The organism is Aquipuribacter sp. SD81 (genome assembly GCF_037153975.1).
Classification (GTDB): domain Bacteria; phylum Actinomycetota; class Actinomycetes; order Actinomycetales; family JBBAYJ01; genus Aquipuribacter.
In genome coordinates this window covers 45,001-57,593 of the sequence record NZ_JBBAYJ010000016.1, presented here as the reverse complement: position 1 = coordinate 57,593, position 12,593 = coordinate 45,001, and the positions used below count along the sequence as shown (strand labels likewise).

At 70.9% G+C, this 12,593-nt stretch carries 15 protein-coding genes and 1 pseudogene; 6 read left to right on the top strand and 10 right to left on the bottom strand.

Features of this window, described 5'->3' with window-relative positions:
• Positions 1 to 62 precede the first annotated feature (62 nt).
• Positions 63 to 473, bottom strand: a pseudogene (locus tag WAA21_RS11170) (metallophosphoesterase); the annotation flags it as partial.
• On the opposite strand from WAA21_RS11170, the gene WAA21_RS11165 reads away from it, so the two are divergent.
• From WAA21_RS11165 to WAA21_RS11160, 3 genes are read left to right on the top strand one after another with little or no spacing between them, the layout of a single operon-like run.
• Positions 472 to 1,227 (top strand): hypothetical protein, encoded by a 756-nt coding sequence (locus WAA21_RS11165; RefSeq protein ID WP_336922883.1) that lies wholly within the window; start codon positions 472 to 474, stop codon positions 1,225 to 1,227. The pseudogene WAA21_RS11170 and the gene WAA21_RS11165 sit on opposite strands and share 2 nt — an antisense overlap.
• A complete protein-coding gene (locus WAA21_RS17960) occupies positions 1,214 to 1,546 on the top strand; it encodes a DivIVA domain-containing protein (protein ID WP_442893271.1) in 333 nt (110 codons plus the stop codon). Before WAA21_RS11165 ends, WAA21_RS17960 begins: the two co-directional genes overlap by 14 nt.
• Positions 1,547 to 1,553: 7 nt before the next feature.
• Positions 1,554 to 1,949: a hypothetical protein gene (locus WAA21_RS11160; RefSeq protein ID WP_336922882.1), complete on the top strand. Its 396-nt coding sequence runs from the start codon at positions 1,554 to 1,556 to the stop codon at positions 1,947 to 1,949.
• A 71-nt stretch (positions 1,950 to 2,020) separates the two neighbouring features.
• On the opposite strand, the gene WAA21_RS11155 is transcribed toward WAA21_RS11160, so the two are convergent.
• The 5 genes from WAA21_RS11155 to mobC all read right to left on the bottom strand — a co-directional run bounded on the left by WAA21_RS11155 (position 2,021) and on the right by mobC (position 5,884).
• Positions 2,021 to 2,380, bottom strand: a complete 360-nt coding sequence (locus tag WAA21_RS11155) for a hypothetical protein (RefSeq protein ID WP_336922881.1) — start codon at positions 2,378 to 2,380, stop codon at positions 2,021 to 2,023.
• A gap of 213 nt (positions 2,381 to 2,593) precedes the next feature.
• Positions 2,594 to 2,971: a hypothetical protein gene (locus WAA21_RS11150; RefSeq protein WP_336922880.1), complete on the bottom strand. Its 378-nt coding sequence runs from the start codon at positions 2,969 to 2,971 to the stop codon at positions 2,594 to 2,596.
• Positions 2,972 to 3,167: 196 nt separating this feature from the next.
• Positions 3,168 to 3,887: a hypothetical protein gene (locus WAA21_RS11145; RefSeq protein ID WP_336922879.1), complete on the bottom strand. Its 720-nt coding sequence runs from the start codon at positions 3,885 to 3,887 to the stop codon at positions 3,168 to 3,170.
• Positions 3,888 to 3,953: 66 nt separating this feature from the next.
• The gene (locus tag WAA21_RS11140; protein WP_336922878.1) at positions 3,954 to 5,579 is read right to left on the bottom strand and encodes a relaxase; all 1,626 of its coding nucleotides are present in this window, start codon (positions 5,577 to 5,579) and stop codon (positions 3,954 to 3,956) included.
• Positions 5,579 to 5,884, bottom strand: coding sequence for a plasmid mobilization relaxosome protein MobC (mobC, locus tag WAA21_RS11135; protein ID WP_336922877.1), 306 nt, complete (start codon positions 5,882 to 5,884; stop codon positions 5,579 to 5,581). Before mobC ends, WAA21_RS11140 begins: the two co-directional genes overlap by 1 nt.
• Positions 5,885 to 6,208: 324 nt before the next feature.
• Between mobC and WAA21_RS11130 the strand changes: the two genes are divergently transcribed.
• Both WAA21_RS11130 and WAA21_RS11125 read left to right on the top strand, forming a co-directional pair.
• The gene (locus WAA21_RS11130) at positions 6,209 to 6,550 is read left to right on the top strand and encodes a hypothetical protein (protein ID WP_336922876.1); all 342 of its coding nucleotides are present in this window, start codon (positions 6,209 to 6,211) and stop codon (positions 6,548 to 6,550) included.
• A gap of 351 nt (positions 6,551 to 6,901) precedes the next feature.
• Positions 6,902 to 8,341 carry a hypothetical protein gene (locus WAA21_RS11125; protein ID WP_336922875.1) on the top strand — a complete coding sequence of 480 codons (1,440 nt, stop codon included), beginning with the start codon at positions 6,902 to 6,904 and terminating at the stop codon, positions 8,339 to 8,341.
• Positions 8,342 to 8,415: 74 nt separating this feature from the next.
• Here WAA21_RS11125 and WAA21_RS11120 read toward each other — a convergent pair whose 3' ends face one another.
• The 4 genes from WAA21_RS11120 to WAA21_RS11105 all read right to left on the bottom strand — a co-directional run bounded on the left by WAA21_RS11120 (position 8,416) and on the right by WAA21_RS11105 (position 11,512).
• Entirely contained in the window at positions 8,416 to 9,798 is a 1,383-nt protein-coding gene (locus WAA21_RS11120) for a tyrosine-type recombinase/integrase (RefSeq protein WP_336922874.1), read from the bottom strand.
• Positions 9,798 to 9,980 carry a helix-turn-helix transcriptional regulator gene (locus WAA21_RS11115; RefSeq protein ID WP_336922873.1) on the bottom strand — a complete coding sequence of 61 codons (183 nt, stop codon included), beginning with the start codon at positions 9,978 to 9,980 and terminating at the stop codon, positions 9,798 to 9,800. Before WAA21_RS11115 ends, WAA21_RS11120 begins: the two co-directional genes overlap by 1 nt.
• Positions 9,981 to 10,009: 29 nt before the next feature.
• Positions 10,010 to 10,864, bottom strand: coding sequence for a helix-turn-helix domain-containing protein (locus WAA21_RS11110; RefSeq protein ID WP_336922871.1), 855 nt, complete (start codon positions 10,862 to 10,864; stop codon positions 10,010 to 10,012).
• 273 nt (positions 10,865 to 11,137) lie between these two features.
• A complete protein-coding gene (locus tag WAA21_RS11105) occupies positions 11,138 to 11,512 on the bottom strand; it encodes a hypothetical protein (RefSeq protein WP_336922869.1) in 375 nt (124 codons plus the stop codon).
• A 386-nt stretch (positions 11,513 to 11,898) separates the two neighbouring features.
• Here WAA21_RS11105 and WAA21_RS11100 point away from each other — a divergent pair, with 386 nt between their 5' ends.
• Positions 11,899 to 12,570 carry an XRE family transcriptional regulator gene (locus WAA21_RS11100; RefSeq protein WP_336922868.1) on the top strand — a complete coding sequence of 224 codons (672 nt, stop codon included), beginning with the start codon at positions 11,899 to 11,901 and terminating at the stop codon, positions 12,568 to 12,570.
• The last annotated feature ends 23 nt before the right edge of the window (positions 12,571 to 12,593 follow it).

Below are 12,593 nucleotides of genomic sequence, written 5' to 3'. Positions count from 1 at the left end.
CCCTCGTCCGGCGGGTGGAGCGCTTCTCCGCGGGCCAACGCCACGAGCTCGCGGTCGGCGTTGCCGCGGACCAGCACAAGGCGGTCTCCCAGGGCGGTCAGCCGGTCCAGGACCTCAACCGGCTGCGGACCGGACGCATGGTCCCCGGTCACCACGACCAGGTCTGCCTTTGCGACCTCCGGTTCGGCCAGCACCGCCTCGAGCACCGGAAGCACTCCGTGCACGTCGGGCAGGACCGCCACCCGCTTCACCACGGCTCGAACCTGCCGGACCCCAGCGCCTGGCACAACGACCCGCCTCGGTGTCCAGTAGCCGATCGGTGTCCGGTGACGGGCCGTTTGCGGGCCACTGGTCGGCGCTGCACGCCACCCTGATCGTGAGCGGCAGGCGGAGCCGTCGCTGCCCCCGAGGGGCTGCCGGCGGGAGGTTCTCGCGCTGAACAGCGGTGCCGTTGAGCGCTGAGGAGGCACCATGAGCGCCATGGACGACAGCGACTCCGCGCTGCCCGGCGCCTCTGCGTCGGAGCCTGGTGGTGGCGTGGGTCGCTGGTCGCTGCACCGCGCTCGGAAGCGGGCGCTCCTGGAGACGAAGCGTCGGGAGCGTCGCCTGGGCGTGTTCGGTGAGCCGGATGCGCTTCGCAGGGCCTGGTGGCGTGTGGCGGACGCGTCTGACCTGTTCTGGGTCCGCGGTGCCTTCTGGGGGATGGTGGCGTGGCTGTTCCTGGTGGGCATGTCGAGCCTGGACTACTTCGGCTACCAGGACGTGCCTGTCGAGGACGCCGAGGTGGTGTCCATCGAGATCTCCGAGACGGTCACAGTGACCTGCGACCGGCTGGGCCTATACGAGGAGCCAGCCGAGATCGTCACCTACCGGACGCTGACGCCCCGCCAGGGCTACCCGGACGAGTTCTGGGAGGCGAGGTGCGCCCTCGGTGAGGGGGACGTCGTCGGTGACGTCATCCGGGTGCTGCGCACCGACGTGGGACCCGACTACGTCTTCCCTCACCCCATCGAGACTGCCGGGCAGTTGTGGACCTGGCCGTGGAGCATCGCCCTGGTCGTCGGTCTGGGCGCGGGCCTGCTGTTTTTCGTGCGGGACGAGTGGTACGCCACGACCTGGGCCGAGCGATGGGACCGGCACAACGCGCCTGAGCCGGAGACCGTGGAGACCGTGCTGGCGCGGGTCGCGGCGAAGAAGGCGACCGCACGGCGTCGTGCAGGGCTGTGAACCTGTCCGTCAATTCGCGCTCACGGCACGGCGAGTTTCGAGCCGCCGAGGACGCGATGTTGCTCAAGGAGTCACGGCGGCCGTCGATGATGGGCGGGGGCGGACGGACTTGCCTCGCTGCGACAGGAGGCGTGAAGTGTTGACAGCGGCGGATGTACGGGCCAAGCGGTTCGCGGTGACCAAGTTCCATGAGGGCTACGACCAGCGCGAAGTGGATCGTCAACCGGTCCATTGGCCCACAGTGAGTCGACCTGCTGGCGAACAGCGACGGAGCGAACCTGGTCGAGCAGCTCACGTGGGTGCCGGCCAGGGCCGATGATCGAACCATGGCGTCGTTCCTGGCCAACCCCTCGCGTGAAGCGACCACCCCTGACGGGGTGCTCTGGCAGGTCCGGTTGGTGCGCGGCAACGACTGGCGAGGATGGCCAGGGCAGCGCCGAGTACTGACCAAGAGGAATCCCATGGACCCGGCCAACGCCAACTTGAGCATGCTGCTGCTCGCCTACAGCGTGCCCGTCCGACTGTGGCTGTGGGCCGTCTACCACCTCCAGCGGCGCACCGACTGGCGAGTCGTCGTGCGCCTCGGCGACGCGCAATCTGACCGAGAAGCCGCCCACGAAGAGCGTCACGAGACCAAGGACGCAGCCGCCGGACGAGCGACGGAACTCACGGAGGCCCTCCGAAATGGACGTTGGCGTCCTCCGCTCCGAGAGCACTCCTGAACGGCGCTGTTCCCGCATAGCGATCACCAGTCTGCGATCCTCAGACGGTGACGTCTCGACGGCGCGACCGATCAGCAGGTGCCATCACGCTCGAGGCCGGCGGCGATCGACGCAGCCGCGGCTGCAGCCTCCGCCTTGGTCGAGAACGACACGTCAAGTCGCGCGCCGCGAATGCTCGCCTGCTCGGCTCTCCGCACCACGACCCGGTGATCCTCACGCCGACGAAGCCGATACATCAGCCACCGCCACAAGGCCGGCGGCCCGTTCAGCGCCGGCAAGGCGAAAAGCGGGCCCTCCAGCACGGGGTTTTCTATGGTCGGCGTCGCGCGCCCCGACGACAGCGACACCCGGTAGGTCCATGACCAGCCCGGCCAGACGTTCCCCCGCAGCATCGACACCCGCCAGGTAGCCCCACGGGGGTCCACGACCACCTGATGAGGGGACACCTGAAATGACACCGCCACCCGTCTCTCCTCCCCTCAGCTTGGACCAGCGCTATTACCGCTGCCGAACCCAGCAGAACACCCTCGCCGCCGCGCAGCATCGGCGCAACGGCTGAACGGGTCGTCCTGCCTCTGCGGCTGACCCGAAAGTCGACGCCGGCTGGGCTGAGCCCTGGGCAGTCTGGCTCGGCGAGCGGACGTTCAGCAGTCTTCGTTGACGACCAACAGGCTCTCGTGTCGGTCGTTGCGGAAGGTAGCGCCGTAGAACGTCGCGTGCGGCCATGCCTCCATGCGCTCCTGCAGCGTCACCCAGAACCGCTCCCTGCCTTCGGGCGCGATGACGGCGACCTCTCCCGCATCGTCGTGGAGAACGCGCACCGCTTCGTCGAACAGCACCTTGCGCAGCGCCCTGCCCTCGACCACGCCCTCGCGCATCTGCCACCGAACGCCGTCGGCGTCCGTGAACGCCTCCTCCTGCGCGAGCCTGACCAGCCGCACCTCACGGGCACCGGAAGGCTCGGGTAGCTGGCTCACAACCTCGGCGAAGGTCGGTCCCGAGACGCGACGTTTGCTCCCCATGGATGAAGTGTCGCGCCGACGTCCGTCGCCCGACAACGGCCAAAGGGCTCATCGGCACTCATCCCAGCAGCCGACCCATCAACGGGAAGATGCTGTTCAGCCGCTCGACCTTCAAGCACCTGGACGGCACCGTCCCGCATGACCCGATCGGACGGGCGTCCCGTGCGGGTGCCCCAACTGGTTCGTCGTCGCTCACCTACCGCCGAAGCTCCAGCTGCTGCAGCCCCGCGGGCGCGGCGAGGCGGCTCGCGGTCGCAGCGGCGGGCACGGCAGCTTCGATCGCGGGCCGCGCCTGGGATACGTCCGCGGACAGCACGGCGGCGACAGTCACCGCATCGTGACCGCGTGCTCGCAGGCGATTCGCACGCTCTCGCCGTCGGTCGGGGCTGTCGAAGCTGCGCCGGTCACGCATGGCGACGGCGGCCTCGCTGTTCTCGCTGTCCGCCGGAGTGCGCCTGGCCTCCGCCAGCTGCGCACTGGTATCGGCGGCGGCTGTCCGCTGAGCAGCCGCGGAAGGGCCGGCCACAGAGCGGTCTGGCTGCCGAAGCCATTGGTCCGTGCTGACACCGTGTCGCAGCTGCACTCGGCGGTAGATCGTCTCGACCGCGGCCGCTGCCCGGACGTCGACGGCCTGCCAGGTCACGGCCGTCTGCAGCGCCTGCGCCACCTGCTTCTTCGTGGCGGTCTCCCACCATGCGTCGCGCTCGACCGGCGCGAGCTGGGCGCGCGCGGCTGCACGCTCCGCCGCGGAGCGCGCTTGGATCTCGCGCGCTTCGGCGTCAGCAACACCGCGGGCCTCCCGGGCGGCACGCTCGCGCTCCCGGGCTAGCCTCGCCGCCATCTGGCTGGCCAGCGTCAGCGCGATGCGTACCGCGGCGTCCAGTGCGTCATTGACGCCGTCGCTGTCTTGAGACATCCCTGTTCCTCCATCGTGAACGCGTCGGACGTGCCCGGCTTCCTTTTCCAGCACTGCCAAGGCGGGCTACCTCCCGACCTCGACGTCGGCCACAGCAGACGGTCGGGGCGTGACACGCCGGTGCTTGATGCTCCTTGGGTCCGAGCCCAGGAGACCGACCGCGGCGCTCGCCCCCTCGGTCGGGCTGACGCGCGTAGCCCGCCCCGGTCTGGCCGCTGGCTTGCCGACCTGAACGTCCGGATGCACGCGCACCACCGGCAGGCCCAACTGGACCTGGCGCAACTGCTGACGCGCCGCCGCGGCGACCTGTGCCGCGCGCGTGGCCTCGCCAACGGCCACATGAGCGTCGTGAATCGCCTTGGCGAGGTTCATCAGCTGCCGCAGCAGGATCGCCTGCGCGACCGTCCCTCGTCCGCCGCGCGAGAGCGACGCAAGGAGCAGCGTCGCGCCCTTCACCGCCGAGACGTCGGAAAGGCGCGACGCGGGTACGTCGGCCGCCCTGACATGCGCCGACCGAGCCAGCGCGTCAGCGGCTTCGGCGAGCGGACCGGGGGGCTGCTCGACACGCAGTGACCACGCGGCGAGCGCGCCCGCAGTCTCATGCGCAACGTGCGCCCACGTCGCGCGCTCCGTCACGGGCACCTGCCGAAGCCGCTCCCGAAGCGCCGCGATGTCGCGTCCGTACTCCTGCCACAGTCGCGGAGCAGGCTCCTGTTCCTCCCGCCCCGGCCTCACCAGGCGGGCGCCGCGGCGAGCGGCGTTCCACTCCGCCACCGCCTCGCTCGCGCCGGTCGGAGTGTCCGGCCACTCCCGCCGGAGTCGGGGCAGGCTGAGGTCCTTGTCCAGGTGGCCGCCGCCGTACCAGACGGGACGTTCGGCCGCCGTCCCCTTCGCACCCCCGGGCGGGCGTAGGGCGACCGAGTACCCCACCACGACGTCGTCCCGACCCGTGGCGAAGCGAGGTCGCACGAGCAGCCCTCCGCGGCGAAGCCGACGCACAAATTCGGCCTCGTCCGCTGCGGCACCGGCGTGGGCCCGCACCGCGCGGGCGAGCGCCGCGCGGGCCGGCTCGACGTCGCCGCGACGCTGCGCCGTCGCGAGCTCCGCCGGCTTGTACCCACGTCCCCCTCGACCGACCGCGCGGGACTCCAACACCTGCAGCCCGTGCCGGGCCTCGAGCTCGCCGGCGATCCGTTGGGCAGTGCGCCGGTCGTTCCACACGGACGCCTTCGTGCCGTCCTCTCGCACCAGCGACACAGCGAGGTGCACGTGGTCGTTGCCGTTGGCGGACACCCCGTGCCGAACGGCCACCCACCGGCACCCGGCTCGTCCCACGACCTGACCGTCCTCGTCGGTGCGGGTCTCGTCCGAGAAGCCCATCCCCTCGACGAAGTCGCGCGCGATCTCTGCCCACTGCTCATCACTCAACTGGCCCTCGTCCGCGCGAAGACTGAGCGAGCAATGCCAGACCGACCCTCCTGCGACCTCGACGCCGAAGGCGCGACGCGGCTGGTCGAGCTGCGCGGCGATGGCAAGCGCCGTGGGGCGGTCGAGGACGGCATTGCCGTGCAACGTCATGACGGACACGTCGCCGGCAACCAGGTGCGGGTCCGTGTGCTCGTTCGCTCGCCCCGGGCCCTGCAGGTACGCCAACAACCCACCCATGCGGCTGCCGCGGGTGATGTTCGGCATCACGGCTCGCTCAACGCCTCGACGACCGCGTCGATCCGCACGACGACCCGCCGCACGGCCACCAGCGTCGCCGCGGCTTCATCGGGGAAGCCGAAGCCCGAGTTGGCGTGACGCGCGAGCTGGTTCACGTTGTTACTGACAGCGGCAAGCAGCCGCCGGACCGAGTAGAGGCCCGCGACGGCGTCGCGGCGCTCCGTCGGCGTCTCACCGCCGCCGCTCATCGCCGCCTCGATAAGCAGCCTCGGCACCGTCACCCTCGAGGCCTCCGCGAGCCGGACGAGGACTGCCTCCTCCTCCGGTGTCACCAGCACCCGATGGGAGTGGTGCCGGCCACCCGGCACGTTGGCGCGACGCCGGCGGCGCAACGCACCGGCACGAGACGTCCCGCCGGTCATCCGACGTGCTCCCTCAGGCCCAGCGCAGCGACCCCGGCCACGGGGACCGTGCCCCCTGGCACGCCTCGGGCGAGGCTGGCGTCAGCGCCTCGACCGCTTACGGCACGCAAGTGCATAGCTTGCTCCGCTCCCTCCTGGCTGTGCGTTCTGTCCAGGGTGGGCGCCCGGCGGAGTTGTTCACAACAGTCGACACGGACTGGCGCTGTGGATAACAGTTTACGTAGGCTGTCCGTCATGAGGGCAGCGACGATGGACACCGCTCACGTCGAGAAGGCGGCGCGTGCGCTGCTGGACGAGAAGGTCGCCGCGGTGCGCCTGCTCGCGCAGGCACGACAGCGGCGCCTCGACGCCAGCGCTGCGCTTGCGGTGGCTGAGCGCGAGGACGCCGGCGCCTGGGCCGCTGCACTGCGGGCCGGCTGGACGGAGGACGAGCTCAAGCGGGTGGGCCTGGACGTGCCGAAGGTCCGCCTGCCCGGACGGCCGCGCACCAGAGCTGCGGCGTCAGCACCCGCGAAAACCGGCCGTGGACCCGATGCCGCCGACGACCGCACGCCCGAGAGCGAGAACGAGCAGTGAGCACGACGGGCGACTCGCAGGAGGCACCGCGTGAGCTGCGAGAGGCAGTGGCCCTCCTCGACGGTGTCCTGCAACGAGACGACGTCCCGAGCGAGGCACGTCTCGTGATCGCCGACGTCTACGGCGCACTGCTCGACGTCGCGCCTCCGTACGCACCTATCGAGCCGCGGGACGTCCGCAGCGGCACGTGGCAGCGGGCAACGCGCGACGCCGCTGAGGCCCTTGAGCGCCTCATCGAGCAGGAAGCCGGGTCCTCACCGTCGCGTTTGGTGCCATGGGGCATGGCGGCTCGAACCCTGCGGGAGACTGCCCCGCCGTCCTCATCGAGCGAGGGATAAGTCGGAGACGGTCGTGGCCAATGAGAGCTCGACGACAGGCGGGCGACCGCTGGGTCCTGGCCCCGCGATGAACGCCCAGCAGTGGAGCGAGTCGTGGCACGCCGTGGGCCACCACGTCGCGCGACTCCTGGCCGCCAAGGAGCCGGGCACGCCCAAGCACCTTGAGCTGACGCTGGCTGGCCATGGAGCGCTCATCCGGCTGTTGCGCGAGGTCCACCGTGACCTGACCGCGCGGCCACAGCGCGAGCGCGAGCGGCTGCCGGCGGCACCGTCGATCGAGCTGCTGGAGCGGAACCCGGTCCGTGCGCTCGGCGACGCCCTCGAAAGGCACACCGTCTCCGGTGGAATTGCCGTCTCCAACGTCATGGCGACACGAGCGGCACCGGGTACGTCGGCCGCCTGGCAGTCCCTCGTCAAGGCGGCGACCGTGGCCGGGCACGCCTGGCGCTCGGCGGATCCGGAATCCCGCCCGCAGCAGCACCAGGCGTGGTCCGTGATGGCCGACGTGGCGGCGCTCAGCCAGGCGGCCGCCCTGCTCGACCTCGACATCTCGCACGCGGCCAGCCGTATGTCGAGCGCATTGCAGGAGCGCCTCGCCGTGTCGCCCGCCGAGCTGTCCGATCGTTACGCGACGGCCGCAGTAGAGGGGCTCCGTGCTGCGGGCGAGCGCGTCCTCTCCATGGCCCAGCAGGGCCCACTGCCGGACGTCGGCCCACTGCGGCAGCCGGTCACGCGGCCGGCCCCGCTGCGCCATCCCGCGCACGTGCCGGACGCACAAGCCGCGATCGCGGAACTGCTCGCCCGCGCCAACGTCATCAGCCCGCGCGACTTCGTGCTGGCCGTCCACGCCCAGGCACGGCTCATGCAGCACGTCGCCCGCCTCACCGACGACCCGGCTGTTGCCGACGCCGCGAAGTCGCACCTCGACGCACTCAGCCGTGTGGTCCCACGCGCCTTGGCGACCGTCGAGCCGCGCAGCGACACCCGCGCGCTCCTGCAGAGCCAGGCCGTCCTGTCGTTCGTGTCTGCGATGCCGCCGTCGCACAAGCACGCCGGTGAGGTCGCGGCCGCGCTCGCGAGGAGTCAGCCAGCGCTGGTCGACGCTCTTGAACGCACGGCGCTCCGGCAGCTCGGCTCCGGCTCGTGGCTCGTGCCCAATCCGAACGAGCGGGCGACGAGCGTGCTGTGGGTGGTGCGCGCGCCGTCGGCCACCGCGGAGGTCCCCGACGTGGTGATGCGACTTCGGGACACGCGCCATACGGCCCATGGCGTCGAGGCGGCGGCCGGGCACAACCCTTTCCCGGCCGGAGAGGCGGGGGCCGCCCTGACTCTCGCCCGGATCGGGCAACCTCCGCGCGCGATCGTCGTGAGCCGCTTGACGCAGCGGGCGCTGGACCGTCCCTCGAGCCCGGGCTCGGTCGCCGTCCGTGCTGCAGGCATGCTCGGACGCTGAGGGCGTTCGACCGCAAGGCGCTGCGCGGGGCCGGTCGTATTCGGCGCAGCTCTAAGGCAACCGAACGGCCCGGCCTACTCCTTGAGCATCGCCTCGATGCGCAGCCGAGCGATGTCCGACCGCCCTTCGACGACGTGCGCGTACACCCGGTGCAACACGGCGACGCTGTGGCCGGCCCACGCGGCAACCTGGGCGGAGTCGACGCCGGCAGCGAGCCACGTCGACACCGCGGTGTGGCGGAGGTCGTACGGGCGCCGGGCGAGCGAACCTGCCTGCTCGGTTGGCGTCAGGGCGGCACGTCTCGCTCGCTGCCACACGTCGGTGTAGGTCTTGGCGTTGACCGTGCCGCCGTGCGGCCCGCGGAAGAGCCTCTGACCCGGCCGGACGTGGAACTCCTCGACGTGGTTGCGCAGGTGTTCGACGAGCTGCGGGGCGAGCGGTACGAGCCGCACGTGACCCTGCGCGCGGTGCTTCAGCGGGCGGCTCGACCGCTGCCCAGAGTCGGACCACCTGCCGGAGACCTCCGCGTCGCTCCGCGAGAGGTGCAGTCGTCCCCAGCCGCTCTCCGGCAGCTCAAGGTCGTCGACGGTCAACGCCGTTGCTTCGCTGGGCCGTAGGGCCGCGTAGTACATGAGGGCGAAGAACGCGGTCAGGCGACGCCCCCGCGGCCCCTGAGCGTCGACCGCGTCGAGCAGTGCGCGGGCCTGCTGTGGGCTGAGCACCGACCGAGCGTCGATCGTGTCGTCCACCCGAGGCGCCTTCCAGCTCGTCTTCGTAAGCGGGTTGCTGCTGAGGCGCCGGTGCTCCACCGCGACCTCGAGGGCGTTGTTCAGGATGGCGCGCTTCCGCGCCACTGTCGTGGCGGCGGCGGGCCGGCCGTCCTGCCGGCGCGCCAGCGCCTGCAGCAGTTCACGGACCGTTGAGGGCTCCTCGAGAACCGCCATGGCGGGCGACGTGCGCTCCAGCCACCGCACCGCCATGCCGAGTTCCGCAGGCACCTCCCCCGCCTCTCGGTTCTGCGAGTGGTAGGCCCACGCGAACATCGCCTGGCGAAGGTTAGTCGTCGGAGGACGGTCCGGCGTCGAGCGGCTGAGGTGCAACGTGATGTCGACCAACGCCTCCGCGAGGGAGCGGCGAGAGATGGGCGCAAGGGCCGGCCACTTCAGGTCGACGTACGTCAACGACCACGCCCACCAGGTGAGGCTCAGCTCTCTGGCGACCTGCGCCTGCGGAAGCCCGGTCTCGACGTCGAACGGGTCCCCCTTCTTGCTCGCCGCGACGAGCATGGAACGCGTGCTGTCGGCGAGCGCCCTGGTCGAGAACGACCGTGAGTGCCGCCGATTGCCGACCTCCCAACGGAGCCTGTACGTCGTCACCGTCTTGCCCTTGACGCGCGAGATGGAGAAGACGCGGACGTCGTACGCGACGACGGACTCGTCACCCTCAATGCCAGACATCACGACTCATCGCAGCTGGCGAGCCACTGCTCGAAGTCGTGGCGGCGGATGCGGATCTCACCGTTCGGCAGCTTGAGCGAGCGAGGACCGCGCCCCTTCGCGCGCCAGTCGTAGTAGGTCGAGCGCGACACGCCGAGCTCGGCGCACACATCGGCGATGGACAGGTGCGTGGTTCGGCTCATGGGTCGTCCTTCCGTGGCCGCATGCGCGGTCATCGAGCGGCTAGCTGGTCGGCGCGGCAACCCGGGCAGGTGCCGTGGTGGGTGACGTGGTGGTCCAGGCAGCGCTGCGTCGGTCGCGAGGCTCTGGTCGCCGGCTCGTGCTCCCAGCGCTTCAGCCAGGCGAGCGACAGGTCTGGACGTTTCGGCCGGCCGGCGACGCGGATGAGGACGTCGGCGCCGAGGCGAGCTAGGTGGCGTTCCGCTTCGGCGTCGTGGCGGTCGGACCAGCCCCGCCAGGCGACGTCCGGAAACCGGGAGACGAGCTCCGCCTTCGTCGCCGCCCACGCGGCCGACTCCGGCGCGGCCAGGGGCCGAGATGTGCCTGGGGCTTGGCTTGCACCGATCGCACCAACCGACGTCTCGGGCGTGAGGTCGACGGACGGCTGCTCGACCGCGTACCGGTCGGTTCCACTGGGGCTTCGGGACGGTTCGGGTGCCACGGCTCTGACACCCCGGCCTGCCACAGCCGTGGCAGGGGTACCCCGGTCGCGAGGCGACAGGGGTGTCAGTCCGCGGGGGGTATCGTTCTGCAGGAGGGTGTCGGACTGGCAGGGGGCGCCGGCCGCCCCGTTGCCGTACGCCCAGCCCGCGCCGCGGAGCACGATGCGGTAGACGTTCGACGTCCCTTCACGTGCGTCGACGGTCACCCGGCCGGCCTCGCGAAGCGACCTCAGGTGCCGGCGCACGGTGCTCGGTGATGAGCGGGTCCGACGGGCCAGCCGGTTGATCGACGGGAAGCAGGCGCCTTCGTCGTTGGCGTGGTCAGCCAGAGCGAGCATGAGGAGCACGTCGCCTCTGGGAAGCGACTCGTCGTCCCAGACGGCTGTCATCAGGCGGATGGCCACGGCTGCCGCCTCACGATGCAGGCACCTTCGGGTACGGCGCCAGCAGGCTCTGGTCCAGCACGACCCACGTCCGGTGCCCCCGGGCCCGCTCGTGCTTCTGGGCGACCACATCCGCCACCTCGGTGGCGAACGTGCGGCAGCGTCGACACTCGGTGCAGCCGACGATCGACACACCGAGGTGCGGTCCGCACGCACGGCACTGGGACGGGGTCGAGATCGGTCGGCCACAGGAGCCGCATCTGTACAGCCACGCCGGAACCATGACCGGCGCCGTCACGACCGTCCGCCCTTGTTGGTGAGTGGCTGCGACTCGGCCTCAAGGCGGCCCGCCAGCTCGTCGAGAGCGAGCAGGAGCCCCTCGACGGCGTCGGTCGAGAGATCGGCGCCGGCCACGGCGCGCACCTCATCGTCGATGGGTGGTCCCGGCAGATCCGCCGACGCGTGCCGTTCCGCGAGCGAGCGCAGCCAGGTCTGCAGGGCGCGCGCCTTGTCCAGCACGTCTTCGGCCAGCGTGATGGCGTCGCTCGTCTCGAAACGGAGCAGCTCGACGCTGTCGAGCTCACCTGCGGCGATGGGGGGAGTACGAGGGGCTCGCCACGCGGAGCAGTCGCCCAGGGCCGCGTCGGCCACCCTGGCCGTCGTGCTCATGCTCCGGCACTCCTAGGCCGTGAGCAGCCTGCGCAGCGACGCACGGCTGAGGTGGCGCGTTGGCACCTCGCCGCGCAGTCATGGTTGTGACGCACGAGTGCGGGCCTGACCCTCGCCGGCTGCTGCATGGTCGCCTCCCCCGATCGCCTCCCGCGCGGATCGATGTGTCCGTCGCTGGCCGTGGTCCTCTCGCTTTGCTCGATGACCGCCGGACAGCCATGACATCGGTGAAGAATGGGACGTCGACACCCCGCGGCGGGACGCTTTGGGACGTCCTTCTGCGCTATAAACGTCCTATGGGGTCCCGGTCCGATAGCAACGAGCGTTTGCGCGCAGCCATCACCGGGAGTGGGCTGTCTCTGGCGAGCGTCTCCGAAGCGGTTGGCGTGGACCGCAAGACGGTCGAGCGCTGGCTAAGCGCCGGTCGGGTCCCGCATCAGCGGCACCGTCTCGCCGTCGCCCGGCTTCTCGGCGAGGACGATCTCTTCCTTTGGCCGGAGACGGCGACGAGCCAGCGGGCCGAGTCCGCCAGTCAGGCGGAGTTCGTCGCGCTCTACCCGAACCGAGGCTCGGTCAGCATCGACACCTGGGCGTCACTCATCGACAACGCGACGGAGGCGATCGACGTGCTCGCCTTCGCCGGCAGCTTTCTCCATGACGCCATCCCGGAGTTCGACGAGCGCATCACATCAGCGGCTCGACGCGGCGCGCAGGTACGCCTGCTCTTCGGCGACCCCGAGGGCGACGCAGTCGAGCGCAGAGGCGCCGAGGAACGCATCGGGGACCTCCTCTCCGCCCGGTGCCGCCTCACCTGGAACTACCTGCAGAGCGTCCTTGGCACGCCCGGGCTGTCGGCTCGCCAGCACAACACCACCCTGTACGCGTCGATCTTCCGCTTCGACGAGACGTTGCTGGCCAACCCGCACACGTACGGCGCAGCGGCGAGCCAGTCTCCGGTGCTTCACCTTCGGCGGCTGCCGGGTGGACGGCTCTTCACCACGTACATGAAGTCGTTCGACCGAGCCTGGGAGCAGGCAACAGGCGTGACCGCTGATTAGCAGGTCGAGCCCTCGCCGCCCCT